We start from the raw sequence: 26,646 nt of genomic DNA, 5'->3' as shown, positions 1-26,646 counted from the left end.
TGCTATACCAGCGTGGCGATGATGGCACGCAGCGTAGGGATGCCCCAGCCCTTTTCCGAAGATGTCACGACAATCTCCGGGTAGGCGGCGGGGTGTTTGCTCAGCGCGTCCTTCACCTGCTTCAGGATCTTCTCACGCTCGGCCTCTTTGACCTTGTCGGCTTTGGTCAGCACGACCTGAAAGGTGACGGCGGAACTGTCGAGCAGAGACATGATCTCATCATCGACCTTCTTCACACCATGGCGCGCGTCGATCAGCACGAAGGCGCGGCGCAGGGTCTGGCGGCCCGAGAGGTATTGTTTCAGCAGGCGCTGCCACTTCTCGACCACCGGCAGCGGCGCATTGGCATAGCCATAGCCCGGCAGGTCGACGAGGTAGTGCTCTTCCCCGGCGGTGAAAAAGTTAATCTCTTGCGTCCGGCCCGGTGTGTTCGACGCCCGTGCCAGCGCTTTCATCCCTGTCAGCGCGTTGATCAGCGTCGATTTCCCGACGTTGGAACGACCGGCAAAGCAGACCTCCATCCGGTCGGGGGGCGGCAGCCCATCCATCGCCACCACGCCTTTGACGAATGTCGTCTCCCCGGCGAAAAGCATCCGGCCCTTCTCGGCGCTCGAGGCGTCGGGCTCTTCGGCGATGGTGTAGTTCACTTGCATCAGATCAGCTCCAGTTCGTCGCCCACGGCGATCTCTCCGCCATTAGTGACGGTCAGGGTAACACCGAAATCCCGGTGACCCAATTGGTCGAGCGCGGCGAGCGTGTCCACGTCGCGCGCGCCGGTGTCGGTGTTGACGGTGGTGGCAAGGCAGCGGGTGATGCGTTTGGACACATGCAGCCGTGCTTTGCCGATTTTCAGGTCCCGCCCCAGCCAGTCGAACTCGGCCCAAGGGGCGGCGCCGTCAAACCAGATGTTGCCGCGCCAGCGGGCGGTTTGCAGCGGGGCAGCTGCCAATTCTTCGACCGCGCGATGGGAGGTGAGGCTGTTGAGCGACAGCGTCGGCTCCGCGCTGTCGGTATAGCCGCGGCCATCAAGGCGGAGGATGTCCAACGGGGCAGCGCGGCCTTCGGCCACCAGCGGGCGCACCCAGTCGAGGAAAGCCGCCTGTTCGCGATCCGGGTGGAAGGTGATTTCGCCGCGCGTCGGGTGGCGCAGGGTGAGCATCTCAGTCGTCTCATCCAGCTTGGCCGTGATCGCCTGCAACTGCGGCGAAGAGGCCCCCCGGGTGAAATTTAAACACCGCGCCCAGTCTCCGGGCGCGGCTTTGGAGGCGTCATGGGCCACGGCCCAGAGCCGGTCGTAGGGCATGGATTGCCCGGCGCGCAGGGTCACACGCTCAACCGTCTCGCGGCCATGGGCCTTGAGCGGATGCCGGTTGAGCGCGGTGACCTGCATCATTTTTTCGACTTGCCCGATTTGGGCTTGGCATCCGCATTGGCGGCAGCGCTCTTGGGCGTGCGTTTGAAGCCGCCTTTGATGTTGCCCCAGAGGTCAGGTTTGTAACCCTGGCTGCGCATGATCAAATATTGCTGGGTGAAGGTGATCGTGTTGTTGGCGATCCAGTACACCACCAAGCCGCTCGCGAAACCGCCCAGCATGAACATGAACACCCACGGCATCCACGCAAAGATCATTTGCTGTGTCGGATCGGTGGGCGCCGGGTTCAGCTTTTGCTGCAAGAACATGGAGATACCCAAGAGCAGCGGCAGGATGCCGATGAAGATCAGCGCCAGCATCGAACCCGGCTCGGGCGCGGCATAGGGCAAGAGGCCCCAGAGGTTCATGATCGAGGTCGGATCGGGCGCGCTGAGGTCTTGGAACGGGCCAAAGAAGGGCGCGTGGCGCAACTCGATCGTGACGAAAATCACCTTGTAGAGCGAGAAGAAGATCGGGATTTGCAGCAGGATCGGCAGGCAGCCCGCAGCAGGGTTCACCTTGTTCTTCTTATAGAGCTCCATCATGCCCTGTTGCATTTTCTGACGGTCGTCGCCCGCTTCTTTCTTCAGCTTTTCCATCTCGGGCTGAAGTTCTTTCATCCGCGCCATGGAGACGTAGGATTTGTACGCCAGCGGGAAGAGGACAGCCTTGATCAGCAGCGTCAGGCCGATGATGGCGACACCCATGTTGCCGATAAGTTTGTTCAGCTCATGCAGCAGCCAGAAGATCGGCTTGGTCAGGAAGAAGAACCAACCCCAGTCGATGCTGTCGATGAATTTGGCAACACCGGAGGATTGGTAATCCTGAAGGGTTTCCCATTCCTTGGCGCCGGCGAAAAACTTGCTGGAGGTGCTTACGCTTTCGCCTGCCGCGACCGAGCGGGTCGGCTGGCGGGTGAAGGCGCGGTAGGTGTCCGCGCGCGGATCATAGGTGAGCGCCTGTTCAAAGGTTTCGCCCGCATCGGGGATCAGCACCGCCTGCCAATAGTGATCGGTAAAGCCGACCCAGCCCTCGGTAACGCCTTCGGTGACCACGGCGGGGCGGCCCCAGGTGCTGTTCACATCGGCTTCGGCGATATCGTCCCAATCAACTTCGGAAAGCTCACCATTGGCCATGGCCACGGCGCCTTCATGCAGGATGAAGAAGCTTTTCAGGTCTTCGGGGAGCCCGTGCTGCGCGATCATGCCGAAGGGGGCGAGGTTCACCGCGCCTTCGCCGTTGTTGGTCACGCTCTGGGTGATGTCGAACATATATTGGTCATCGACCGAGATGGTGCGGGTAAAGACCTGCCCGGCGCCATTGTCCCAAGTGAGGGTCACGGGGCTGTCGACGCCCAGCGTTTCGCCCTCGCTCAGGGTCCAAAGCGTGTCGACACCCGGGACGGAATCGGGGGCGAGGCCCGAACCGGCGGCCCAACCGTGCAGCGCGTAGTAGGCATCGCTCGATCCTTCGGGGGAGAGCAGGGTCACGATTTCGGCATCCGCGTCGAGCGTGGTTTGGTAATCGTTCAGTTTCAGATCGTCGATCCGACCGCCCATGAGCGAGATGGAGCCGCTGACCTTGTCGGTCGCGATTGCCACGCGGGGCGCTGCTGCCAGTGCCGCGCGGCGGCCTTCGGGGGCGGCGCCTTCGCCATCTTCCGTGCCAGGTGCGGCAGCGGTATCGGCGGTGGAGGCGGGAACAGAAGTGCCTTCGACAGTCTCGCTGATCTCACTGCCGGGTTCCAATGCTGGGTCGGCTTCAGGGGGCGGGAACAGAAGGAACCACACGAGGATGACGGCAAAGCTGAGCGCCGTGGCAAGGATGAGATTCTTGTTCTGTTCGTCCATGGGGACCGCCACCTGATGTCTTTGAATATCACGGGGGTTCAACAGAGTGCGGGGCCAAAGGTCAAGTGGAATCGGGCGGGATGAAGGGGGATGCAGGGTGGTTTTGGTCCATCTGGCATGGGTTTTGCGGAGTTTCGCCGGGGGCGGTTGCGGGGGAGCGGTGGCCCCGGCATTGAACGGGGCAGGGGGCGGAGGGTGTGGCCGTACTTCGGGGCGCGGGGTGTTCTCCTTCGCCTCCAACCTCTTCGGCAGTCGCGACCACCGTCGCTTAATGCCCCGGGCCGGTGCTAAGCACAGAGCCCGCTAGGTGGCACGCCCATTCATGATGCGCGGCACGTCTTGCAGTTTCGCGTTGTGGCGGGCGATCCAATCGAGTGTTTGCTCAAAGGGCATGGGGCGGGCGATGCCGAATCCCTGCACATGGTCGCAGCCGAGTTGGGCGAGTAAGACATGCTCCCCCACCGTTTCCACACCTTCGGCGAGGGTCTCAATGCCCAGTCGTTCGGCCATGGTGAGAATGGCGCTGATCATGCGCTGTTGATCGGGGTCGCGATCTGCTTTCATGACGAAAGAGCGGTCGATCTTGATCCGGCTGACGGAAAAGCGGCGGATGGATGCGATGGAGGCATGGCCCGTGCCGAAGTCGTCAAGATCGATGCGGCAACCGAGCTTGCGCAGGGCGTTGATATTGCGGGTGATCACATCGTCTGCAGTCGAGGCGACGACGGTTTCCAGCACTTCGATCGCGAGCCGGTCGGGGGGCAGGTCGAACCGGTCCAACTCCCAAGTGATTTTGTCGATGAGCCGGGGGTTGGCAAGTTCGCCCCCGGCGAAATTCACCCCGATCTGCGGCACCACGGTGCCGGACCCATCCCAAGCTTTGAGGGCGGCGAAGGCGTGGTACATCATGACTTCGGCCAAACGCTCCAACAGGCCGGCCTCTTCGACGGCGGGCAGGAAATCCGAAGGGGGGATCATGCCCTGTACCGGATGGTTCCAGCGCGCCAAGGCTTCAAAACCGGTGATCTGGCCTGTGTCGGTTGAGATTTGCGGCTGGAACCATGGTTGAATTTGGCCGCTGTCCAAAGCCTGCGCGACCTCTTCGCGCCGTTCGGCGCGGCTTTCGGTTTCCCGGCGCATCTGGTCGGAAAAGGCGCGAATGGAGGAGGGGCCACGCCGCTGCGCACTGCGCAGGGCGGTGGCGGCGGCGGCAAGCCATGCGGCGCCATCCCCGCCCGGGGTGCGGGTGTTAAGGCAAAAGCCGACGGAGGCCGTGAGGTAGATCGTAACCCCGTCGACGAAAAACGGTTTTTCCAAGGCGGATTGCAGCCGCCCCGCCAGTTGAATGCAAAGCTCAAGATCGAGTTGTCGGACCGGGGCGGTGCAGACGGCGAACCGCGCCTCTCCCATCTTGCCGATGAGATCATCGTCGCGCAGGGCGCCCTGCAATCGTTCGCCGCTTTGCCGCAGGACCGTGTCGGCGGCGGTTTGATCGTGGCGTTCGATGATTTGGTCAAGCCCTTCGAGCGCGATGAAACATGTGGCCGACAAACGCCCCCGCGAATGGGCGGTTTGAAAAACTTGTTCTGTCAGCTCCTCAAAAGCGCTGCGCTGTAGGATGCCGCCGAGCGCGTCTTGGTGTGCCTGGGAATTCCCGCTAAAGCGCTGCCCCGCAAGGAAAAGAAGCGGCAGCGCAGCGGAGGCGGCGATCAGAGCCATTTCGCCGCCGATCCAAAAGGCCAGCAACGTCAGCGCGGGGAGGAAGGCCAAAGCGGCCTGACCGCTGAGCAAAGCGGCGAACGACTGCCGCAGCTGCGTGAGCCCGGAAAGCCGGTGAATTGCCATCGCGATATCCCTTCCCAGTACGCGCAATGCCTGCGCTGACGGGGGAGGGATATCGCCTTTAGGGTGTGCTGTGGGTTAACAGAACCCGCTTTTTTGCGGATTATTATCTAAAATTGTTCTTGCTCCGTACCCTCAATGTTCCGCATGAGCCCGGCGAAGTCGAAAAGCTTGGGATCCAGCAGATGCGAGGGGCGGGCGTTCATCAGCGCGCGGAACATGACTTGGCGACGACCGGGGCTATTGGCCTCCCACCCGTCGAGAATCGCCTTTACCTGTTGGCGCTGAAGCCCGTCCTGCGAGCCGCAGAGATCGCAGGGAATGATCGGGTAGTTCATCGCCGTGGCAAAACGCTCGCAATCGCTTTCCGCGACATGGGCGAGGGGGCGGTAGACAAAAAGATCGCCTTCCTCGTTAACTAATTTGGGCGGCATGGTCGCCAGTCGTCCGCCGTGGAAAAGGTTCATGAAAAAGGTTTCGAGGATGTCGTCCCGGTGGTGCCCCAGCACCACGGCAGAGCAGCCCTCCTCCCGCGCGATCCGGTAGAGATTGCCCCGGCGCAGGCGGGAGCAGAGCGCGCAGAAGGTGCGCCCGGCAGGGACCTTGTCCATCACGATTGAATAGGTGTCTTGATATTCGATGCGATGCGGCACGCCCATCTTTTCAAGGAATTCCGGCAGCACGGTCGCCGGGAAATTTGGCTGCCCCTGATCGAGATTGCAGGCCAAAAGCTCGACCGGCAGCAGGCCGCGCCATTGCAGTTCATGCAGAACCGCCAGCAGGGTATAGCTGTCTTTGCCGCCTGACAGGCAGACCAGCCATTTCGGCTTGGGCGCACCTTGGGCGGTCGGCTCCACCATGCCGTATTGATCGATCGCCTCGCGGGTCATGCGGACGATGCGTTTGCGCAGTTTCTTGAACTCGGTGCTTTGCGGTGCACCGGCAAAGAGGGGGTGAATCTCGTCGGTTTCGTCCAGCATCGTCGGTCTCTCACTATCAGCTTGGCTTCACCTAGGGCATTTTGCCCCTTTGCCGCAAGCGCGGCGCTAATCGGGAACGTTGTCGATCCCGCTTTGCCCCCAAGGGTGGCAGCGCGCGATCCGGCGGGCGGCCAGCCATCCGCCGCGCAGCCCGCCGTGTTTTTGTAAGGCTTCCAGCGCATAGGCGCTGCAGGTGGGCTGATAGCGGCAGTTATGCCCGACCCATGGGCTGAAGATCAGCCGATAGCCGCGCACCGGCAGGGCAAGAAGCGCGGCCAGGGGAGTCATTTTCGGACCCCATGCAGAATATCCAGCGCGCGGGCCAGATCAGCGAGCAATTGGTCGAAGGGCAGGGTGGCTGTCGCCTCGCGCCGCCCGACAAAGACATAGTCCATGCCCGCGCGCCCGGCCTGCGGCAGGGTGAGCCGCGCGATCTCGCGTAGGCGGCGCTTGGCGCGGTTGCGGGCCACGGCATTGCCGACCTTCTTGGAACAGGTGAATCCCACGCGAATGGGCGCCGCGCTGGGCTCATCCTCCCGGCGGGGTCGCATTTGTAGAATGAAGCCGGGGGTGGCCACGCGTTTGGCGCGGCTGGCACGTTGGAAATCCGCCCGTTTGGTCAGGGTCTCCAGACGCAGAGAAACCGCCGGGGCAGGGTTCCCCTTCGTGGCGCAAGTGCCATTCAAGGGTGCCTCCGGCGGTGTCATATTCTGGTTCCGAAGATCGAGGGCGCTTATGCGCTCAGCGATTTCCGGCCCTGTGCGCGGCGTGCGTTGATGATCTTACGGCCGGCTTTGGTGGCCATGCGCGCGCGGAAACCATGGCGCCGCTTGCGCACGAGGTTCGAGGGTTGAAAGGTGCGTTTCATCGCTCCGTCTCCATCTAAAGCTGGCTGGGCACGGAATCACTTGAAGGTTCCACCGCGGCCAGCGTCAATTCAAGCCCGTCCTCTAATGCGGCGGGACGCGCAAGTCAAACCCCCTGATAGGGAAAAACCGCGCTTTGCAACAAAATGCCGGTTTGCGGGGCCGGAATTGTTTCAGTTCACCCCGTAACTTTGCAAAATCGCCCTTTCCCGCACAAGTCCCATCAAGCGCGCGTGAGGAGCCTGTTCCCGCGCCCCGCTTCACGCCATCATTGAGGAAAGCGAAATTGGTCTGATGTAGGCCCAAGGAAGTGTGAAAATGAGCCGCAATGACCAAAGTAAACCCGCGCTGATGCGCTATCTGCCCCTTGCGCTGATGCGCTATCTGCCCCTTGCGCTGATCGCCGTCATCGCGGCCATCGGGGCCTTTACCCTGCGCGATTACCTGAGTTTTGACGCGCTGCGTGACAATCGCGAGGCGCTGATCGCCTTTCGCGACAGCAACTACCTGCTGACCGCGCTGGTCTTTGTCGCCGCCTATGTGGTGATCGTGGCCTTTTCCCTGCCGGGGGCCACGGTGGCCACTTTGACGGGCGGCTTCCTCTTCGGGCTGTTTCCGGGCGTGCTTTATAACGTCAGTGCTGCGACCTTGGGCGCGGTGGTGATCTTTCTGGCCGCGCAATGGGGCCTTGGCGCACGGTTGAAAGACCGGATGGACGCCTCTGAGGGCATGGTGCGCAAGATCAAGGCGGGGATCGACGACAACCAGTGGTCGATGCTCTTCTTTATCCGGCTGGTGCCGGTGGTGCCCTTCTTTGTCGCGAATCTGCTGCCGGCCTTTCTCGGTGTGCCGCTGTTTCGCTTCGTGATCTCGACGTTTTTCGGGATCATGCCGGGGGCCTTGGTCTTTACCTCGGTGGGCGCAGGGCTAGGTGCGGTTTTCGCCCGGGGTGAGTCGCCCGACCTCGGGATTATTTTCGAGCCGCATATTCTATTGCCCATTCTGGGCCTTTGCGTGCTGTCGCTGCTGCCCGTGGCGATCAAGACATTTACCGGGAAGAAGGATCTGCTGAAATGACCAACCGTATCAAGACCGACGTTCTGATCATCGGCGCAGGCTCTGGCGGGTTGTCGGTGGCAGCGGGGGCCGTGCAGATGGGCGCGGATGTGACCCTGCTCGAAGGGCACAAGATGGGCGGCGATTGCCTGAACTATGGCTGCGTGCCCTCCAAGGCGCTGATCAAGACCGGCAAGACCGCCTATACCCAGCAACACAGCGCGCAATATGGGGTGGAGGCTGCCGCCGGGGTGGTCGACTACGCCGCCGCCAAGGATCACGTGGCCGATGTCATCTCGCAAATCGCGCCGGTCGATTCGGTTGAACGGTTCGAGGGCTTGGGCGTGCGGGTAATCCGCGAATACGGGCATTTCATTTCCGATAGAGAGGTGCAGGCGGGCGATACCATCATCACCGCGCGGCGCATCGTCGTGGCCACCGGCTCCTCTCCGCTGGTGCCGCCGATTCCGGGGTTGGAGGATGTGCCCTATGAGACGAATGAGACCCTCTTTGATCTGCGCGAGAAGCCCGAGCATCTGATCATCATCGGTGGCGGCCCCATCGGCATTGAGATGGCGCAGGCGCATGTGCGGATGGGCTGCAAGGTCACCGTGATCGAAGGCAGCCGCGCGCTTGGCAAGGATGACCCCGAGCTGTCCGAGGTGGTGTTGCAGACCATGCGGGACGAGGGGGTGGTTTTCGAGGAAGGCAGCGATGCGGCCAAGGTCAGCGGTGCGGCGGGGGCGATCACGGTCGAGACCAAGGATGGCCGCGTGATCAAGGGCTCGCATCTGTTGATGGCCGTGGGGCGCAAGAGCAACATCGACCGGCTTGATCTGGATAAGGCCGGGGTGGAGACCACCAAGGCAGGCATCAAGGTCGACGACAGCCTGCGCAGCAGCAACCGCCGGGTCTATGCCATCGGCGATGTGGCAGGCGGGCTGCAATTCACCCATGTGGCAGGCTATCACGCCGGGGTGGTGATCCGCTCAATCCTCTTTGGCCTGCCGAGCAAGACGAAGCTACACCATATTCCATGGGTCACCTATGCCGCGCCGGAACTGGCGCAGGTGGGGCTGACCGAAGCGCAGGCGCGCGAAGAGCATGGCGACAAGCTGGAGGTCGTGCGGTTCCATTACAACCACAACGACCGCGCGATTGCCGAGCGTCAGACCAAAGGGTTCATCAAGGTGATGGTGGTCAAGGGCCGCCCGGTGGGGGCCAGTATCGTCGGCCATCAGGCGGGCGAATTGATCACCCTGTGGTCGCTTGCGCTGGTCAATAAGATGAAGATGAGCCAGATTGCTGCTATGGTTGCCCCTTACCCCACGATCTCGGAGATTAACAAACGCGCGGCGGGGGCCTATTTCAGCCCGCGCCTGTTCGAAAGCGCTCTGGTCAAAACGGTGGTGCGCGCCGTGCAGCGCCTCTTGCCCTGAGATCGCCCATGATCCACTCGCTTTCTGGCCGCCTGCTGATCCTCACCACCATCTTTGTGATGCTGGCCGAAGTGCTGATCTTTGTCCCCTCCATCGCGCGGTTTCGCGAGGAATATATGCTGACCCGGTTGGAGCGGGCGCAGATCGCCTCGCTGGCGCTTTTGGCCGACGACATGCTCGACCCGGAGTTGGAAGAGGAACTGCTGCGCAACGCCGAGGTGTTCAATGTGGTGCTGCGCCGGGATGAGGCGCGGCAATTGGTGCTGGCGTCGCCCATGCCGCGCATGGTGTCGCAGACCTATGATCTGCGCGATGCCTCGGCGACGATCTTGATCCGGGATGCGATGCTGCGGCTGTTCCGCCCGGGGAATGAGGTGGTCCGAGTGATCGGCGCGCCGGTGCGCGAAGCGGGGCTGCTGATTGAGGTCACGATGGAGACAGCGCCCATGCGTGTCGCCATGCTCGACTACGGGATTCGCATCCTCATCCTTTCGGCGGTGATCTCGGTCATCACGGCGGTGCTTTTGTTCTTTGCCATGCGGGCCTTGCTGCTGAAACCGATCAAACGGGTGGCGGGGCATATGCAGCGCTATGCCGCCGCACCCGAAGATGCGCGGCGGATTATCGAGCCTTCCGCCAGCGTGACCGAATTGCGCGAGGCCGAAGAGGCGCTTCAGAAGCTGCAAACCGACCTCACGCAGGCGCTTAAACAGAAAGAGCGTTTGGCCCAATTGGGCAGCGCCGTTAGCAAGATCAGCCATGATCTGCGCAACATCCTCACCTCTGCCCAGCTGTTCACCGACCGGATCGAAATGTCCGAAGACCCGACCGTCAAACGCATGGCGCCCAAGCTTGTGGGGTCGATCACCCGGGCGGTACACCTATGCGAATCGACGCTGGCCTTCGGCAAGGCCGAAGAGCCGGGGCCGACGCTGACGCTCATGCCGCTCGAAGAACTGGTGGAAGAGGTCATCGACGGCGAACGCCTTGCCGATCCCGAAAGCATCGTGCGCTTTGCCGCTGATATTCCCGCGAATCTCACCGTGCGTGCGGATCCTGAACAAATGTACCGCGTGCTGGCAAATCTCATGCGTAACGCCCGGCAGGCGATCACCGCCACCGGCAAACCGGGCGACGTCTACCTGCGGGCCGAGGATATGGGCGAGGCATGGTGCATCACCGTCAGCGATACCGGCCCCGGCCTGCCGCCCAAAGCGCGGGAGCATCTCTTCACCGCCTTCCAGGGCGGGGCGCGCAAGGGTGGCTCCGGTTTGGGGCTGGTAATCGCCTCCGAACTGGTGCGTGGCCACGGTGGCAGCCTCGCGCTGCGCAGCAGCGGGCCGGAAGGTACGGTTTTTGACATAACACTCCCCAAGGGGGACGGCGCCCTGTAGATTTTTGAAGAAAATTGCATTTCCTTGAAACGAGGGCTTGCAACTCCCCGGGGCTAAGACTAAACCCCCGCTCAGTGGACCGATAGCTCAGCTGGATAGAGTACCTGACTACGAATCAGGGGGTCGGGGGTTCGAATCCTCCTCGGTCCGCCACTACCCAAAATTGAAGAACACGGCGCTTGTGGGCGTCTTATCCGTCTCGCGGCGGGTTGTAGAAGCCCGTGTCGCGGTAGGGCTGGTCAAAGGCGTGGTCCATCAGTTCCAGATGGTCTTGGCCGTAATACATGTCACCATTCAGAAAATAGCTGGGCGAGCCAAAGATGCCGCGGGCGATAGCTTCTTTGGTGTTTTGCGCGTGGATTGCCTGCACATTCTCTTCCATCGCCCGTGCAATCAGCCCGTCGCAGTCGGGATCGACCGCTTCAGTCGCGCGGCGCAGATGCTCGGGATTCGCGAGATCGATATCATCGCGCCAATGGGCCTGAAGAATCGCGAAAGAAAGCGCGTCGACATCCCGCCCTGCCTGAGCGGCGGCGATCAGGTAGCCGTTTGCAAGGTTCAGCGGGTTGTCGTGATGGGTCGGGCGGTGGTTGAGAACCTCCAGCCCGCGATACTGCGCCCAACGCTCGATCTCTCGGCCAAAGAAATAGTCGATGTAATGGGGCGTGAAGCCGCGGAAGTGGTCCACACGGCTTGAGGCGATCACGGGGTTGAGGTCAAAGGGGCGATGCACCAGCCGCGCACCGCGGGCCGCGCAAATTTCCAAGAGCTTGCGATGCCCCAGATAGGCGTAGGCGGAATGGGCGGAATAGAAATATTCAATGGTGTCCAAGGTCGGCTCCCTCCGGTTTTGCCAGCATCATGGCGGAAACCGACGGGGAGACAAGGACGGGGGCCGAAAGCCGAGTGCGGAATAGCGGGGGGGCCCGTAACGGGGCGCTTCTAACCGCGATGACGCCTCAATACCGGCGGTTATGCAATCTGTTCGCGCGGGGCCGGGGCGCGATTGCGCGGACCTTCCGAGGCTGGGGGCGTTGCTTGGCCATGAATGCCAGTGCCGCCACCGCGGCCATGATCAGGATCAAAAGTTCGTAAGTCCACATGAGCCATTCCTCCTAGGGCATGTTCATAAGATTAACCTTAGCGATGCCCGATGGGTTCCGTCTTGGCCGGGATGGTGGCGGCCTTTGGCCGGGGCCGCAAGTCAAAAAGGCCGCCGCATTTTAGCGACGGCCTTCTTTCGGCAGCGCCCGCTCCGGGCGTCAGCCCATTTGCCGCACCACGGCCATGGTGGCGATGGCAGGCAGGGTCAGCAGCGCTTTGACCTGTTCCACGCGGGTGGGGGTGTAGTAGCCCTCTTCGTGCAGGATGTTGACCGTGGCGACCATCTTGCCGCCGATGATGATCGGCAGGTTCACGACCGAGGCGCAGCCCAAACGGCCAATCAGTTCCGCATCGGGAAAGACCGCGTCGATATCGGCCAAGGTGTTGGCGACAAAGCATTCCTGCCGCCCGTGGACCTGTTCGAACCAAGTGTCGATGGTGATCTCTTTGGTGCCGGAGGTTGGGTAATTCTCGGCGTCGTCGGTATAGACCCGCCGCGCCAGCATCGCGTCCATATCCGCGGTCATCACGGTAAAGAGTTTGGCCCCCACGGTGGCCTTGGTCAGCGCGCAGAGCGCGTCGAAGGCCTGTGTCTCGGTGGTCGCCTGCTCAAGCGCTGTCTGAAAGCGTTGCATTGCGTCGGTGGTATCGGTCATGGGGCTTCCTTGCGGTCTGGATTGCCGCCCGAGGCGGCGTAGAGGGCTTGGGTATAGGGATCGGTAAAGCTGCCGTCATGCAGCGCGCTGGACGGGGCGATCTCGACCACGCGGCCTTTGTTCATCACCGCCATGCGCTCGCACATGAAACTGACGACGGGCAGATTGTGGGTGACCATCAGATAGGTCAGCCCCTGTTCGCGGCGCAGCCGTTTCAGCAGGTTGAGGATCTCCGCCTGAACCGAGACATCCAGCGCTGAGGTCGGCTCATCCAGCAGCATCACCTTGGGCTCAAGCATCAGCGCGCGCGCGATGGCGACCCGTTGCCGCTGCCCGCCGGAGAGCTGATGCGGAAAGCGGAAGCGGAAACGTTTGTCGAGGCCGACGGCCTGCAACATCTCCACCACGCGGGCGCTGCGATTGCCAAGCCCGTGGATCATCAGCGGCTCGGACAGCACGCCGTCCACCGTCTTGCGGGGATGGAGAGAGGCATAGGGGTCTTGGAACACCATCTGACACTGCCCGGCAAAGGCGCGGTCCACCTTGTGACCACGCGGCTGGCCGAGCACGGAAATCTCACCGGTCCAATCGGGGGCCAGCCCCGCGATGGCCTTGAGCACCGTGGACTTGCCCGAGCCGCTTTCGCCCACCAGCGCAAAGCTTTCGCCCTCGGCCACGTCGATATTCACCCCGGTGACCACCTTGGTTTGCCCATAGGAGATGTCGAGGTTCTTGAGTGTAATCGCGCTCATGTGCCGCTCCATGCGCTGCGGTCGAGGACGGGCAGTTCATCGCGCGTCTCTTCCATTTTCGGAACCGCGGCCAAAAGGCCCTTGGTATAGGGATGGCTGGCCTTGTGCAGGTCGGCGGCGGCGCAGCTTTCCACCACCTGACCTGCGTGCATCACAAGGATCCGGTCGCAATAGCGCGCTACGAGGTTGAGGTCATGGGAGATCAAGATCAGCCCCATGCCGTGGTCGCGCACCAGCTCGTCGATGAGGTCGAGCACCTGCGCCTGCACGCTGACATCCAGCGCCGAGGTTGGCTCGTCCGCGATCAGCAGATCGGGGCGCGGGATCAGCATCATGGCGATCATGATGCGCTGGCCCATGCCGCCCGAGACCTCATGCGGGTAGAGGTCGATCACCCGCTCGGGCTCATTGATCCGCACCGATTGCAGCATTTCGATCACCCGGGCCTTCACATCGCGCCGGGCGAGGCGTTCGTGGGTCAGCAGCGCCTCGGCGATCTGCGCACCCACGGTCATCACCGGGTTCAGCGAGAACTTTGGGTCCTGCATGATCATCGAAATCCGCGCCCCTCGCAGGTTGCGCATTTGTCTTTCCGACTGGCTTTGTAGGTCGATCCCGTCAAAGCGCATCACATCGGCCTGCTGCCGCCCCGGATGACGCACAAGCCGCAGGATCGCGCGCCCGGTCATGGATTTTCCCGAGCCGCTTTCGCCGACGATCCCAAGCCGTTCGCGACCGAGGGTGAAGGACAGCCCTTTGACTACCTCAACCCGGCCCTTGGGGGTGGGGAAGCTGACGGTGAGGTTTTCAAGTTCCAGCAGTGCCGCGGTCATGACTTGCCTCCTTGTTTGGGGTCGAGCACATCGCGCAGCCCGTCGCCCAGAAAACAAAAGCCGAGCGAGACAAGGATGATCGCAAAGCCGGGCATCGTCGCCACCCACCATTGATCCAAGATGAAGGCCCGCCCGCGCGAGATCATCGCGCCCCATTCCGGCAGCGGCGGCTGCGCGCCGAGGCCCAGAAAGCCAAGGCCCGCGGCGGTCAGGATGATCCCCGCCATGTCCAGCGTCACCCGCACGATCATCGACGAGGTGCACAGCGGCAGCACGTGCCGCGTGATGATCCGCCCGTGCGACGCGCCGAGCAGGCGCATGGCCGAGATGAACTCGGAATTGCGGAAGGTCAGCGTCTCGGCCCGGGCGATACGCGCATAGGCGGGCCATGAGGTGATGGCGATGGCGATGATGGCATTCTCGATCCCCGGCCCGAGGGCCGCGACGAAGGCCAGCGCGAGGATCAGTTTGGGCATGGACAGAAACACATCCGTCACCCCCATCAAGACCCTGTCGGTCCAGCCGCCGAAATAGCCCGAGATCGCGCCGATCAGCAGCCCCAGCGGGGCGGCGATGACAGCGACCAAGGCCACGATCATCAGGGTGATCCGCGCGCCATAGATCACGCGGCTGAAAATGTCGCGGCCCAGTTCATCCGTGCCCATCCAATGCGCCGCCGAAGGGGGCAACAGGCGGGCGTCGAGGTTCTGTCCCAGCGGATTCTGCGGCGCGATCCAAGGCGCAAACAGCGCGGCGAGGATTAGCATCAGCAGGATCACCGCCCCCACCACCGCTAGCGGATTGCGCAGCAATTGCAGCAGCATGCGATAGGCGTTGCCCATATTCGCCTGCAATTTCGAGGCGGGGGAGTCGTCCAAAAGCCAGTTTCTTGCAGTGGTCATGACGGCCTCCTAGCGGCTGCGCGGGTCAAGGATGCGGTAGAGCACATCCGAGAGTTTGTTGATCAGGATGAAGACCGCGCCGATCACCAGCGTCGCCCCCAACACGGCGTTCATATCGGCATTGAGCAGCGCCACGGTCAGGTAGTTCCCGATGCCCGGCCAGCTAAAGACCGTCTCGATCATCACCGACCCTTCCAGCAGGGCGGCGTAAGACAGGCCGATCACGGTGATCAGCGGCACGCGGATCGGGCGGAACCCATGCACCCAAAGCACCCGCCATTCGGCCACGCCCTTGACCCGCGCGGTGGTGATGAATTCTTGCCCCAGTTGGTCCAACATGAAGCTGCGGGTCATCCGCGCGATATAGGCGAGCGAGAAAAACCCGAGGATCGCGGCAGGCAGGATCAGGTGATCCAGCGCGTTCCAGAAGATGTCCCACTCACCAGCAAGGGCCGAATCCACCAGCATCAGCCCGCTGCGCGGCGCTACCATGCCTTCGTAAAAGATATCGACACGGCCCGGCCCCGCGACCCAACCCAGATTGGCGTAGAAGATGACAAGCCCGACAAGCCCCAGCCAGAAGGCGGGCACCGAGTAGCCCAGCAGCGCGAAGACGCGGATGATCTGATCCACCCAAGTGCCCTGCCGCGCGGCGGCCCAGACACCGCAGGGCACGCCAAGGCCGATGCCAATCAGAATGCCCAGCGTTGCCATCTCAAGCGTGGCGGGAAAGACCTGAGCAAGGTCCTGCGCCACGGGCCGGTTGGTCGAGACGGAATGCCCGAGGTCGCCTTGGAACACATCGCCGACATAGGAGAAGAATTGCATGATCAGGGGCCGGTCCAGCCCCATCGCCACGCGGGCGGCGTCATATTGTTCTTGGGTCGCACGGTCGCCGACCACGGCCAGCACCGGATCAATCGGAATGACCCGCCCGATGAAAAATGTGATCGCCATCAGCCCGATGAAGGTGAGCAGGGTCACCACCGCAAAACCGCCGAGAGAGGAGACCCCCTGCGCCAGCCTGCGGGCTTTTGTCATATTCGTATTCACGGGCCACGCCCTCCCTTCCTTCGCCGATGCCATTGATAAGCAAGCCATTTCCTGCGCCGACATGCGGCCTCAGGGTGCGGTGGCACCGTTCTGGATGCTTTGTGCATAAAACAAATTTCGCCATTTGCAAAAATTTTTTTGCCAGACAAAATAATTTTTTGTAACGTCAGCACAGAACAGGGGAGATGACCAAGATGCCGCGCGACAAAGCCAAGCCCGAGCCGAACCTCGGTGCCGCGATCCGCAAAAGGCGCAAGCAAATGCAGATGACGCTGCAAATGCTCTGCGACAAATCCGGCGTGTCGATGGGCTATCTCAGTCAGGTGGAGCGGGGCAATGCCACGCCGTCGCTCGGCACGTTGGCGCAGATCGCCGATGGGTTGGATGTGGCTTTGGAGTATTTTATCGCCGCGCCCAAACCCTCGGACGGGCTGACCCGTGGCAATGAGCGCACGCAGTTCGCGCTGGCCAATTCATCACTGACCTATGAAAGCCTTGCCGCCACTTTCCCGGGCGCAGAACTGTCGAGCTATCTGCTTAACGTCCCGCCCGGCTACGAATCCGAGACGGTGAGCCATGAGGGCGAGGAGATGGTCTTTGTCCTTGAGGGAGAGATCGAGCAGACCCTCGACGGGCAGAAATTCCGCATGAGCGCGGGCGACTGTCTGCATTACAGCGGCCAGCTTCCCCATGCTTGGGCAAACCGAACCGACACGACTGCGCGCATCCTCTGGACCGGCACCTTGACGGTGCTGAACCGGGCAGGGGCCATCGAGCTGCCTGAACTGATCAAGAAAGCCTAGGCGCGCTGGGCAAATGACATTCCAACTTCAACGATCCAACAAGGAGACAACCATGAAAACACTTAGATCAACCCTATTGGCAAGCGCGCTGGCGCTGCCCTTGGCCGCGCCGCTGGCCTTGGCCGATACGCCCGAAGGCGTGCTTGTCGTGGCGCAGAATATCGACGACATCGTGGCGCTCGACCCCGCGCAGGCTTATGAGTTCACCTCCGGCGAGCTGGTCACCAACCTTTACGACCGTCTGGTGCAATATGACGCCGAAGACACCACGGTGCTCGCACCCGGTCTGGCCTCTGACTGGGAAGCCGATGCCGAGGCCAAGACGATCACCTTCACCCTGCGCGACGGCGCGACATTCGCCTCCGGCAACCCGGTGACTGTGGATGACGTGCTGTTCTCTTTCGCACGCGTGATCAAACTGAACCTCACCCCGGCCTTCATCCTGACCCAATTGGGCTGGACGGCTGAGAACATCGACCAGATGGTCACGGCCGAGGGCAATACCGTCACCGTGAAATACGACGGCGACTTCTCCCCGGCCTTTGTGCTGAACGTGCTCGCCGCGCGTCCCGCCTCCATCGTCGACAGCGTGCTGGTGAAAGAGCATGCAGTCGACGGCGACATGGGCAATGCTTGGCTAAACGAAAACTCCGCCGGTTCCGGCCCCTTCAAGCTCGACCGCTATGCGCCCGCGCAGATGGTTCGGATGAGCGCGAATGAGGGCTATTTCAACGGCGCGCCCGAGATCGACAGCGTGATCATCCGCCATGTGGCCGAATCCGCCACCCAGCAGTTGCTGCTTGAGAAGGGCGATATCGACCTCGCGCGCAACCTGACGCCGGACCAGATCGCCTCGATCGACAACGCGGAGATCAAGGTCGAAACCTACCCGCAGGCGGCGGTGCATTTCCTGTCGTTCAACCAAAAGACGGAAAGCCTGACCCCGCCCGCCGTCTGGGAAGCCGCGCGCTATCTGGTGGATTACGAAGGCATGACCAATTCGATCATCAAAGGTCAAATGGACGTGCATCAGGCCTTCTGGCCCAAGGGCTTCCCCGGCTCGTTCGACGAGACGCCTTTCACCTACGATCCTGAAAAGGCAGAGCAAATCCTCGCCGATGCCGGGATCGAGACGCCGATCACCGTCTCGCTCGACGTGATCAACGCGGCGCCGTTCACCGACATGGCCCAGTCGCTTCAGGCGAGCTTTGCCGACGCGGGGATTAACTTCGAAATCCTGCCGGGCACCGGCAGTCAGGTCATCACCAAGTACCGTGAGCGCAGCCACGAGGCGATGTTGCTGTACTGGGGCCCCGACTTCATGGACCCGCATTCCAATGCCAAGGCTTTTGCCTATAACTCGGACAACTCCGACGACTCCTATGCCGCGACCACCACATGGCGCAACGCGTGGGCCGTGCCGGAAGAGCTGAACAAGCAGACCATGGCGGCGCTGTCCGAAGCCGACCCGGAAAAGCGGCTCGAGATGTACCGCGACCTTCAGCAGAAGGTGCAAAAGGACTCGCCCATCGTGATCATGTTCCAAGCCGCCTATCAGGTGGCGATGGACGATGACGTGACCGGCTATGTGAACGGCGCGACATCGGATTTCGTCTTCTACCGGTTGGTGGAAAAGGGCTGATCCCGCTTCCCTGATCCCTGCGCGGGCCGGGGGGCTCCCCTCGGCCCGCGCATCCCAATACCCCTTTTTGAATACCCAGGTCTTTGCCCATGTCCGCTTCCTCCCCCTTCGATACCCGCCTTGCCAACCTGCGTGCGCGCATGGCCGAGACGGGCACCGATCTTGTTGCCCTCGGCCCGTCGAGCCATATGGCGTGGCTCTCTGGTGTGCATCCGCATGGCGACGAACGCCCGGTGATGCTCTTGGTCAGCGCCGATTACGCAGGGTTTCTGATGCCCGCCCTGAACGCCGCCGCCGCGCGCAAAGACACCGATCTGCCATTCCACGCATGGAGCGACGATCAGGGGCCGGAGGCCGCCTTGACCGAACTGCTCGACGCCTGCGGCGCTACGGCCCCCGGGCTCTCGGTGGTGCTGGATGAGACCATGCGCACCGATTTCGCCCTGCGGCTACTGGATGCGCTCGATCATCCGCGACGCCGCTTTACCGATGACACCGTCGGCCTGCTGCGCGCCAGCAAGGACAGCGAAGAATATGCCGCGATCAAAGCCGCGCATCTGCTGAACGACAGTGCCGTTCAGGCTGCTTTTGCCGCGTTGAAAGAAGGCATCACCGAGCGTGAGGTCGTGGCGCTGATTCAGGACCACTACAAAGCCAACGGCGCGCACCTTGAATTTTGCTCGGTCTGTTTCGGCGAATCTGGCGCTTTCCCGCATCACTACCCCGGCGATACGGCATTGGCCCAAGGCATGGCCGTGCTGATCGACACCGGCTGCCGGTTAGACGGTTACCCCTCCGACATGACCCGCAGCGGCTTTTTCGGCACGCCGGATGCCGAGTATGAGGAGGTTTTCGCCACGGTCGAGCGGGCAGTACTGGCCGCGCTTGATGCTGCCCGCCCCGGCGTCGCGGCACGCGAGATCGACCGCGCCGCCCGCGATGTGATCACGCAGGCGGGCTATGGTGCACACTTCCTGCACCGCACCGGCCATGGCCTTGGCATCGACATCCATGAGCCGCCCTATATCGCCGCGAACTCCGATGCGGTTCTGGCCGAAGGCAATGTCTTCTCAATCGAGCCAGGCATCTATCTGGAAGGCAAATTCGGCGTGCGTCTGGAAGAGATCGTGATCCTACGCGCCGATGGGCCTGAAATCTTCTCGGAAATGCCGCGCGAGATGCAGCGCCGCAGCTAAAAAGGCGGCCAAAGCGGCGAAAATACGCGCGCTTTGGCCTGGAGGGAGACGGAGAGAGGGAGAAGAGAGTGGGGCGCGCGGTCAGGAGGTGCCGCGCGCCGTGTTTTCAAAGATGCTTTTCATATGGCTGTCGAATTCGTTCCAAGTGATGACAGCCCGGTTGCCCGCATGGCCGTGATAATAGGACCGGCCCGTCGAAGTGGGCAGCCCGGCCCAGATGCGGGCGAGGTTTTCCATGAAACGATGGCGGCTGATCTTGCCCTTCATGAAGGGAGTAAATCCCGCGTCTTCGAGCAATAGATCGGCCAGCAGGTCTTGAACCTGTGGGGTAAACCGGTCGCTCTTGCTCAGCCCCGCTTCGGCGACGAGCGTTCTCAAAGTGTTGGGGATGAACTGGTAGCGCCCGATGGCATGGGGCTGGCCTGGGGTCGCCTTGATCCAGCGATAGATTTCGCCGATGGTCATGCTTGTGGGGCGCTTGGGCGGCTTGATCCGCGCCCCATGCTGCACCGCGTCATAGCCTTTCGCGCCCGCCTCGGCAGAGGCGATGACATGGCGCACCGCCGCCGATGGGCCGCCGCGCGGGGGCAGGGTCAGTTTGCGGGGGGGCTGAGCATGTTTGACAGGCGTCTGGATCATGCCCCGGTTGAGGTGGATCCGCGCATCCGAGGCGGAGGGCGACAGGGCGAAGTTCAGGCCGGTGACGGCGATCTTGCGGCTGTCGAAACGGGCGAAATCATTTGCATTTGCCGCGCCGGAGAGGGTGGCGGCGATCAGGCAAAAGGCGGTGCTGGCAGCGAGCTTTTTCATCGGAGTTTCCCATCGGGCTGGAGGTTTGCGTTGTCCCTGATCATGCGCCTCCAAAATCGATATTTCATTAATGCGGACAGCTAGTTAGCGTCTCGAAAGGATAGTCGGCCCGGCACTTGGAATAGGCCGGGTCGACTTTGGAGCGACGCCGCGCTCTGAAAGAGAAATGAGCCACGTTCCAGATGCGCTTGGAACGTGGCTCTCCCTCGGGGCTGAGTCTCCCGGTCAGCTTCCGAGGAACTGGTCGAACTGGGTCCAGAGTGAGTTGTCCAACAGCAGGTTGAACCGGAAATAGAACCCTTCGTCATAGAGGCTGCTTTGCCCTGCCACCCGGCCACGGGCCTTGTTGTAGCCGAGCGCCAGCAGGACACCTTCGCGCGGGGTGAAGCCAAATTCGGCGCCGATCCCGTTGGAAGAATTGCCCTCGCTGTCCCACAGATGCGTGGCGTTGAGGCCGAGTTGGAAACGGTCGTCGCCAAATTCGTAGTTCAGACCGCCTTGGATCAATTGCGTGGCGGTATTGGCCCGCGCGCCGGCATTGGTGCCGATCTTCTGGTACTGGCCGGCATATTTGCCGTTGATCCGCAGGTCGGCGTCGATCTCGTAATTCGCGTCGATCGACCACAGATGCGTTTCCGTGCTGGCGTGTTTCTCTTCCAGCCGGTGCTCGTACCAAGCCAGCACATCCAGGCGGGCGTTGTCCTTGGGGCGATAAGCGGCCCCGATGCGGGTGCGCATGCGGCGGGAGTTCTCGCCCTCGCGGCGGTCAAGCGCGGCGCGGCTGCGGGCCAGAACGGTCAGCTCAGGGGTGACATTGCCCGCGATGCCGAAGCTGGCGTAATGGGTCTTGCCGCTTTCTTCCCAAGTGGTTTCCAGCTCGGCATCGCCGACCCAGTCACCATCCGCCGATTCCCAGCTTGTGCCGATCGCGAAGGAAGTCAGCTCTCCGTCATTGGTTTCAAGGTTGCGCGAATGCTCAAGGTCGGCGCGCAGGTTGGTGCTTTCGTTGAGGTCCCAATCGACCGACAGACCCTGCACCATGGTGGTGTCGCTGGTGCCGCTGGTTTTGGTCATCTCGGTACGGCCAGTGACCCATTCGTTCATCGTATAGGTGAAACCATAGGCCGCGCGGGTGACCAGAGCGTCGCTGCCGAACTGAAGCTCGATCTCGTTATAGACGCGCCAGCCGTTCTTAGGCTCGTCGTACAGGCCGAGGGTCAGTTCGGTGGGGGCGTCGCCACCAAGAGGTGCGCGTAGCTTGGCCTCGATCACGGTGCCGGGGCGGGCCGCTGGGGTCCAATGCGCGCCCAGGATCAGGGCGGTCTCGGTCTCGCTGCCGCTGGCGGTGCGGTCCCGGCTGTACTCAAGGCCGATCTCGCCGCGCAGGGTCTTGCTCAGATGCCGGGAATAGATCGCATCCACGGTCAGCCGCGTGCTGTCGTTGATCCGGTCGCGGGTGTATTCCGCGCCGAAGGCGATGTCGCTGCGCCGGTCGATCTCTTCGCCATAGCGCAGACGGACCTGCGTGGTGCCGGGGCGGGCCAACCCGCCTTGAGCGTAGAAGTCGCGGCCCGTGTGGATCGCCTCGAAAGCGAAGTGGCGGGTTTCGGTCTTCAGCTCATAGGACAGGCGTGCGGCGCTGTCCTTGTCGCCCATGGCGTTCTCCGACCGGGCCACCTCGGCCTCCCACAGCCCGCCTTGGCGGTCTTCGTGCTGGAGGTAGGCAGAGTGCATCCGCTGGCGGGCCGCGTTGCCCAAGGGGGCGTCGGCATGCACCGCGCGGGCGCCGATCGAGGTCCGCTCGGACAGGGCATAGTTCACTTCACCACCGTAGAGCCAGTAGGCCTCGGCACCTTCGGCTTCGACCTCATAGGTCACGCGGATCGACACGGGGTTGCCGTCTAGGTCGAACTGGCGCACCGGGCTGTCGAAGGTGATGGTGTTGCGGAAGAAGTCGAGCAGGTAGTCGGTGCCGCGCAGCAGGGGCGTGGCCGAGAGGATATCGCCGCCGTCTTCGTCCCGCACGAGGATCTCCACCCGCTCGGACCCCTGCACATAGCCGCTCAGGTCAAGGTCATAGGGGCCGGAGACACCGCGCCCGCGGATTTCCTGAATCTGCTGCTCCTGCGCCGTCCGGGCTGCGAAGACGGTGACCGAAACGCGGTCGTTCTCCCAGTGGCCCTTGGCGCCGGTGGCGACACGTTGCAGACCGCCCAGTTTCAGCGCGCTGGCCTCTGGCTCGATGGCGATATCGCCGTAGAGCACGTAGGAGCGGCCTTTTTCCACTTTGACGAAGAGGTTCGACGAAGATTGCGCATCGGCACCGCGCTCGGAGTTGTCGCCGTAGACGGGGTAGTATTCCTCGCCCCGGATGTCGCGGAACAGGCTGTCTTCGGTGTCGCGGTCCGAGCTGTAGCGCAGGGTCAGCAGGGCATCGCCACGGATCACCCCTTTGAGGTAAAGCTCACCCCGGATCCCGGTGGTGGTGTCCTCGAAGGCGCTGATGCGGTCTTCTTCGATAACATTGCCCGCATCGCCGCTCAGCGAAACCGCGCCTTCGATCACACCGATCAGCACACGTTCGTTCAGGTCGGGGGTGAAGGTCACCCGCGCCTCGGCCTCGCCAAAGGAGGAGCGCACGGTGATCAGATCGGGGCCGGAGGCCTGCGGCGGGATCAGGTTGAAGGTCGCCTCGCCATTGTCGAGATAGGCCTGCACGCCGGGCGCGCTGTTGCGGATGTCGGTCACATCCCAAAGCGACCGGCGAGCGGCGAGGGTCACGGTGCCCGACGCGGGCACCGGGCGGCCCCCGGCGTCGAGCACCCGCACCACGACTGGCACCACCGAGGCGGGATTGGCCGAAGCGGTTTCCGGCATCAGGATCTCGATCCGGGCAGGTTTGCCGGGGGCGGTCAGGCGCAGCTCTTTGCGGACACGCTCGATGCCGAAACCATCACGGCCCACCAGCGTCAGCACATTCTCGCCCGAGGCCAGTTTCACGGCCACATATTCCAGCGCCTGCACATTGTTTTTCGCCAGATTGGTGCGTTCGCCCACCCGGTCGCCGCCCAGCTCGCGCCCGTTCACCAGAAGCGACAGCGTGAGATCGGCCTTGCCCTTGATCCGGATGTTCTGTGTGGCGCGGGTGACGGCGGTGTCTTCGGCAAAGTCGACAAAGCCCGGCGCGCTATCGAGGTTCTGGATCATGCTGTCGAGCGATTGACGCTGGGCCGAGGCACGCGCCGCTTGCGCGACAGAGGAGGGTTCACGCCCGGCCTCTTCGCTTTGTGCCGCGATCATGCCGGGGGTCAGCTGGGTGGTGGTGGCGATACCAGCCTCACCGCGCACGGAGCGGGTGCTGCTGCGCTGGCCGTCGATCGGCAGATCGGCTGAATTCATGCCGGGGGTCTGACGTTTGCCGGCGAAATGGTCGCGGCGTTTGCCGACTTCCTCAAGCGCTTCGGGGGTGCATTGGGCCACGGCGAAGTTCTCGGTCCGCAACTCGCCCTTCTTCAGCGGCACGATGCGCGAGCCACCCCGGCGCAGATCGTTGGCGCGGGTCACCTGCACCGCGGTTCCGGCAGGCAGGGTTTCGGGCTGCACGAGGAAGGCATGGGTGACCGGGCGCATGCCGTTTAGCGAATAGGCGCCATTGATATCGGTCACCACAAAGAGCCCTTCTTGGGTCACGATGCGCACACCGGGAATGCCGGGCTCTTCCTCAACGCGGTCGCGCAGACCGTTGCCGTTGCAATCCATGAACACGGCGCCCAGCACGGTGCCTTGGCGTGCAAAGACACCACCCGAATTGTCGAGCCGGACCATGGCGCGCGCGGTCTGCGATTGTTGCAGCGTCCCGGTGCCCGCTTGGCGGCCCGACAGGATCGCGCTGTTCTCGTTGCGGCCTTCGCGGGCGGCGGCAGAGAATTGCATCACATAGGACAGCTCATGGCTCGACAGCGGCTCAAGCATGCCCAGGTCAAAGCGCAGATCGCCATTGCCGATCTCTTGCGGATCGTCCAGCGGTTCTCCGTTGAGGGTCACCGTGCCGGGCACGTAGTTCACACCATAGGCGGGCCGGTCGAGGATTTCGCCGCCGATCAGCGCTTGGTGCATGTTGTTGGTGAAGCTCAGTGTATAGGTGACAAATTCACCGTGACCCACGCGGTCGAGGTCGGCGGCTTTGTCCAGCGCCAGCGGCGTGCCATAATTCGGATCAACCGGGATGTCGGAGACGAACAATGCGCCGCCTGCGTGTCTGAACGCGCGGCCCCAACCGGCATCCATCACATTGCGGCCCATACCGGCATAGTCCAGACGCGCGGAGGGGAAGATCCATGCGGGCGCGTCCATCACGGCATAGCGGTAGTCGCCTTCGGGCATTTCGGAGAAGGTGAAAAAGCCGCGCTGGTCGGTCTGGGTGCGGGCCATTTCGTTGCCCGAACGGGCATCGACAAGCGCCACGGCCACGCCGTCAATCGGGGCGTTGGTGACGGAGTTGAACAGAAAGTTGCCGGGGTTGATCATCAGATCGTCCTCAAGCACCGCGCTGTCGCAAGAGGCTGTCGCGATGAAGCTATCGCCAAAGTCGGTGGCCATAACCTGATCCCCGGCCACGGCGGGCGACATCTGCGCCATCGGCAGGGCGGGGGTGAGGAAGACACCGGTGTTGGCCCCAGTCTCGGTCGCGATGATGGTTTCCACATCGCCGGTCAGCATGCTGCGGATGGTCACCGCCGTGCTGTCGACTTCGGTGCTGATGTTGCAGGCGCCCGAGGTGAGGCGCAGGCGGGTGTCGCTGCCCGGCGTGCCATAGGGCTGGTCCGCGCCGGTCTGGGGGTGTTCAAAGACCAAGGTGCCGACCGTCTCTGTATCGCGGTCATAGACCACGGTGTTGGAGGCCAAGAGCAGGGTGCTTTCTTGGTTGTTGTAAAAGGCCGAGGCGGTGTTCTGCACCTCTACCTTGCCCAAGTCGGCAGGCACCCGCACCGAGAAGCTGGGATCGGTCGCATGGCCGACGGCGTAGTCGCCCTCATGAAAGAAGGCCACCGCATCCACGTCATGGGAAAGCCCGGCCGGGGCGACGCTGACATAGTGGTGGTCAGGCGCGCCGCGCATGTGAACCAGCGCGGTCATGGTGCCCGAATCCTGCACCGCGTGGAACACGGTGTTCAGCGGGATCGCATCGCGCAGCAAGACACCGGTCCGGGGCGTGCCATCGATAACGATCGGCTGGCCCTCAATCTCAGGGTAGCCAAAGGCGTCCCGCTCGGAGTCGTTCCGCAGCCGCAGGGTGTAGGTGATGAGCGCGCCCGCGTCACTCTCGGCGACGACCTGCTCTTTCGAGACTTCGAGCCCGCCTTCCTCAACCCGCGAGACGCCCATCGCGTCGTCGGTCAGGCTTTGGCCATCCTCGGTCACGGCAGATGCGGTCAACATGCTGGCGAAATGGGTGCTTACGGGGGTCTCGGCAGAGATGCGGAATTCATAGATCAGCTGCAACCGCTCGCCCACGGCGAGCATGAAGGGCGCGGACATATCGAAGGCGCGGTCTTCGGTGTCGATCAGGCCGTTGCCGTTCAGGTCAGGGAAGAGCGATTGGCGCGACATCATTCTGGCGCTGCCTTGCTCGCCGATGCTGACCGATGTGGAAAGCGGCACGTTGCCGCTGTTGATGACGTCGAAATGGTAACGGCCAAAGGCACCGCGGGTCAGCAGAAGGTCGGAGTAGCCGGTCACTTCCAGCCCGGGAACCGCGGCGACTTCGGCCCGCACGGGGTTCGAGAAGACGCGTTCCATGATGCCAAGGGAGGTGTTGAAATAGCTGACTTCTGCCACGTTGCGGATGAAAGACCCACCGGGGGCCGGGGCGGCGGTGGCGGTCTGGGGCAGAAGGCTCAGGCCCAGTGCGGAGGCGCTGATCAGGGCCAGAGCCGAGCGGGCTTTAGACATAAGGAAACTGCGCATCAGCTTGCTCCTGTTGCGATCCCTGGGAAGGGAGTGAAAAATGGGGGAGACGGAAACGGGGGGAGGAGGGGGCGCCCCCGGGAGAGCATC

The 26,646-nt window shown here is 62.7% G+C and carries 22 protein-coding genes and 1 tRNA gene; 7 read left to right on the top strand and 16 right to left on the bottom strand.

All coding sequences use genetic code 11. The features are described from left to right. Positions 1-2: 2 nt before the first annotated feature. The 8 genes from yihA to rpmH all read right to left on the bottom strand — a co-directional run bounded on the left by yihA (position 3) and on the right by rpmH (position 6,951). The gene (yihA, locus tag ACGYLI_RS03440) at positions 3-653 is read right to left on the bottom strand and encodes a ribosome biogenesis GTP-binding protein YihA/YsxC (RefSeq protein ID WP_394417077.1); all 651 of its coding nucleotides are present in this window, start codon (positions 651-653) and stop codon (positions 3-5) included. Next, entirely contained in the window at positions 653-1,393 is a 741-nt protein-coding gene (locus ACGYLI_RS03435) for an MOSC domain-containing protein (protein ID WP_394417075.1), read from the bottom strand. Before ACGYLI_RS03435 ends, yihA begins: the two co-directional genes overlap by 1 nt. Then, complete coding sequence (gene yidC / locus ACGYLI_RS03430; RefSeq protein ID WP_394417073.1) at positions 1,390-3,261, bottom strand: membrane protein insertase YidC; 1,872 nt, start codon at positions 3,259-3,261, stop codon at positions 1,390-1,392. The genes ACGYLI_RS03435 and yidC overlap by 4 nt, the downstream gene beginning before the upstream one ends. Positions 3,262-3,564: 303 nt before the next feature. Further along, positions 3,565-5,106, bottom strand: coding sequence for a putative bifunctional diguanylate cyclase/phosphodiesterase (locus ACGYLI_RS03425; protein ID WP_394417071.1), 1,542 nt, complete (start codon positions 5,104-5,106; stop codon positions 3,565-3,567). 107 nt (positions 5,107-5,213) lie between these two features. Continuing rightward, positions 5,214-6,083 carry a tRNA 2-thiocytidine(32) synthetase TtcA gene (gene ttcA, locus ACGYLI_RS03420; protein WP_394417069.1) on the bottom strand — a complete coding sequence of 290 codons (870 nt, stop codon included), beginning with the start codon at positions 6,081-6,083 and terminating at the stop codon, positions 5,214-5,216. A gap of 66 nt (positions 6,084-6,149) precedes the next feature. Beyond that, entirely contained in the window at positions 6,150-6,371 is a 222-nt protein-coding gene (yidD, locus tag ACGYLI_RS03415; protein WP_067267460.1) for a membrane protein insertion efficiency factor YidD, read from the bottom strand. Further along, positions 6,368-6,790: a ribonuclease P protein component gene (gene rnpA, locus ACGYLI_RS03410; RefSeq protein ID WP_067267461.1), complete on the bottom strand. Its 423-nt coding sequence runs from the start codon at positions 6,788-6,790 to the stop codon at positions 6,368-6,370. The genes yidD and rnpA overlap by 4 nt, the downstream gene beginning before the upstream one ends. A 26-nt stretch (positions 6,791-6,816) precedes the next feature. Next, positions 6,817-6,951 carry a 50S ribosomal protein L34 gene (gene rpmH / locus ACGYLI_RS03405; protein ID WP_007118882.1) on the bottom strand — a complete coding sequence of 45 codons (135 nt, stop codon included), beginning with the start codon at positions 6,949-6,951 and terminating at the stop codon, positions 6,817-6,819. Between the two features lie 316 nt (positions 6,952-7,267). Here rpmH and ACGYLI_RS03400 point away from each other — a divergent pair, with 316 nt between their 5' ends. The 4 genes from ACGYLI_RS03400 to ACGYLI_RS03385 all read left to right on the top strand — a co-directional run bounded on the left by ACGYLI_RS03400 (position 7,268) and on the right by ACGYLI_RS03385 (position 10,991). Further along, positions 7,268-8,026 (top strand): TVP38/TMEM64 family protein, encoded by a 759-nt coding sequence (locus tag ACGYLI_RS03400; protein ID WP_394417066.1) that lies wholly within the window; start codon positions 7,268-7,270, stop codon positions 8,024-8,026. Continuing rightward, entirely contained in the window at positions 8,023-9,444 is a 1,422-nt protein-coding gene (locus ACGYLI_RS03395) for a dihydrolipoyl dehydrogenase family protein (protein ID WP_394417064.1), read from the top strand. The genes ACGYLI_RS03400 and ACGYLI_RS03395 overlap by 4 nt, the downstream gene beginning before the upstream one ends. Positions 9,445-9,452: 8 nt before the next feature. After that, complete coding sequence (locus ACGYLI_RS03390) at positions 9,453-10,838, top strand: sensor histidine kinase (RefSeq protein ID WP_394417062.1); 1,386 nt, start codon at positions 9,453-9,455, stop codon at positions 10,836-10,838. Between the two features lie 76 nt (positions 10,839-10,914). Beyond that, positions 10,915-10,991, top strand: a tRNA-Arg gene (locus ACGYLI_RS03385). A 37-nt stretch (positions 10,992-11,028) separates the two neighbouring features. Here the strand turns inward: ACGYLI_RS03385 and ACGYLI_RS03380 are convergent. The 6 genes from ACGYLI_RS03380 to ACGYLI_RS03355 form a co-directional block, all read right to left on the bottom strand. Continuing rightward, positions 11,029-11,670 carry a 2-hydroxychromene-2-carboxylate isomerase gene (locus ACGYLI_RS03380; protein WP_394417061.1) on the bottom strand — a complete coding sequence of 214 codons (642 nt, stop codon included), beginning with the start codon at positions 11,668-11,670 and terminating at the stop codon, positions 11,029-11,031. A 430-nt stretch (positions 11,671-12,100) separates the two neighbouring features. Further along, positions 12,101-12,598 (bottom strand): GAF domain-containing protein, encoded by a 498-nt coding sequence (locus ACGYLI_RS03375; protein ID WP_322328370.1) that lies wholly within the window; start codon positions 12,596-12,598, stop codon positions 12,101-12,103. Further along, positions 12,595-13,350 carry an ABC transporter ATP-binding protein gene (locus tag ACGYLI_RS03370; protein WP_394417058.1) on the bottom strand — a complete coding sequence of 252 codons (756 nt, stop codon included), beginning with the start codon at positions 13,348-13,350 and terminating at the stop codon, positions 12,595-12,597. Before ACGYLI_RS03370 ends, ACGYLI_RS03375 begins: the two co-directional genes overlap by 4 nt. Beyond that, the gene (locus tag ACGYLI_RS03365) at positions 13,347-14,183 is read right to left on the bottom strand and encodes an ABC transporter ATP-binding protein (RefSeq protein ID WP_394417056.1); all 837 of its coding nucleotides are present in this window, start codon (positions 14,181-14,183) and stop codon (positions 13,347-13,349) included. Before ACGYLI_RS03365 ends, ACGYLI_RS03370 begins: the two co-directional genes overlap by 4 nt. Beyond that, on the bottom strand, positions 14,180-15,085 hold the full coding sequence (locus ACGYLI_RS03360; RefSeq protein WP_168613199.1) for an ABC transporter permease: 906 nt from the start codon (positions 15,083-15,085) through the stop codon (positions 14,180-14,182). The genes ACGYLI_RS03365 and ACGYLI_RS03360 overlap by 4 nt, the downstream gene beginning before the upstream one ends. Positions 15,086-15,094: 9 nt before the next feature. Beyond that, the gene (locus ACGYLI_RS03355; protein ID WP_168613200.1) at positions 15,095-16,126 is read right to left on the bottom strand and encodes an ABC transporter permease; all 1,032 of its coding nucleotides are present in this window, start codon (positions 16,124-16,126) and stop codon (positions 15,095-15,097) included. Between the two features lie 206 nt (positions 16,127-16,332). Between ACGYLI_RS03355 and ACGYLI_RS03350 the strand changes: the two genes are divergently transcribed. From ACGYLI_RS03350 to ACGYLI_RS03340, 3 genes are all read left to right on the top strand, one after another. Beyond that, the gene (locus tag ACGYLI_RS03350) at positions 16,333-16,941 is read left to right on the top strand and encodes a helix-turn-helix domain-containing protein (protein WP_394417146.1); all 609 of its coding nucleotides are present in this window, start codon (positions 16,333-16,335) and stop codon (positions 16,939-16,941) included. A gap of 52 nt (positions 16,942-16,993) precedes the next feature. Continuing rightward, entirely contained in the window at positions 16,994-18,583 is a 1,590-nt protein-coding gene (locus ACGYLI_RS03345; RefSeq protein ID WP_394417054.1) for an ABC transporter substrate-binding protein, read from the top strand. A gap of 89 nt (positions 18,584-18,672) precedes the next feature. Beyond that, the gene (locus ACGYLI_RS03340; protein ID WP_394417052.1) at positions 18,673-19,779 is read left to right on the top strand and encodes a M24 family metallopeptidase; all 1,107 of its coding nucleotides are present in this window, start codon (positions 18,673-18,675) and stop codon (positions 19,777-19,779) included. A gap of 81 nt (positions 19,780-19,860) precedes the next feature. Here ACGYLI_RS03340 and ACGYLI_RS03335 read toward each other — a convergent pair whose 3' ends face one another. After that, positions 19,861-20,589, bottom strand: coding sequence for a hypothetical protein (locus ACGYLI_RS03335; protein WP_394417050.1), 729 nt, complete (start codon positions 20,587-20,589; stop codon positions 19,861-19,863). 225 nt (positions 20,590-20,814) lie between these two features. After that, positions 20,815-26,556, bottom strand: coding sequence for a hypothetical protein (locus tag ACGYLI_RS03330; protein WP_394417048.1), 5,742 nt, complete (start codon positions 26,554-26,556; stop codon positions 20,815-20,817). Positions 26,557-26,646: the final 90 nt, after the last annotated feature.

The organism is Sulfitobacter sp. 1A13421 (genome assembly GCF_043557285.1).
GTDB classification, from domain to species: domain Bacteria; phylum Pseudomonadota; class Alphaproteobacteria; order Rhodobacterales; family Rhodobacteraceae; genus Sulfitobacter; species Sulfitobacter faviae.
The sequence above is the reverse complement of the archived record's forward strand: the minus strand, read 5'-3'. Positions and strand labels throughout refer to the sequence as shown.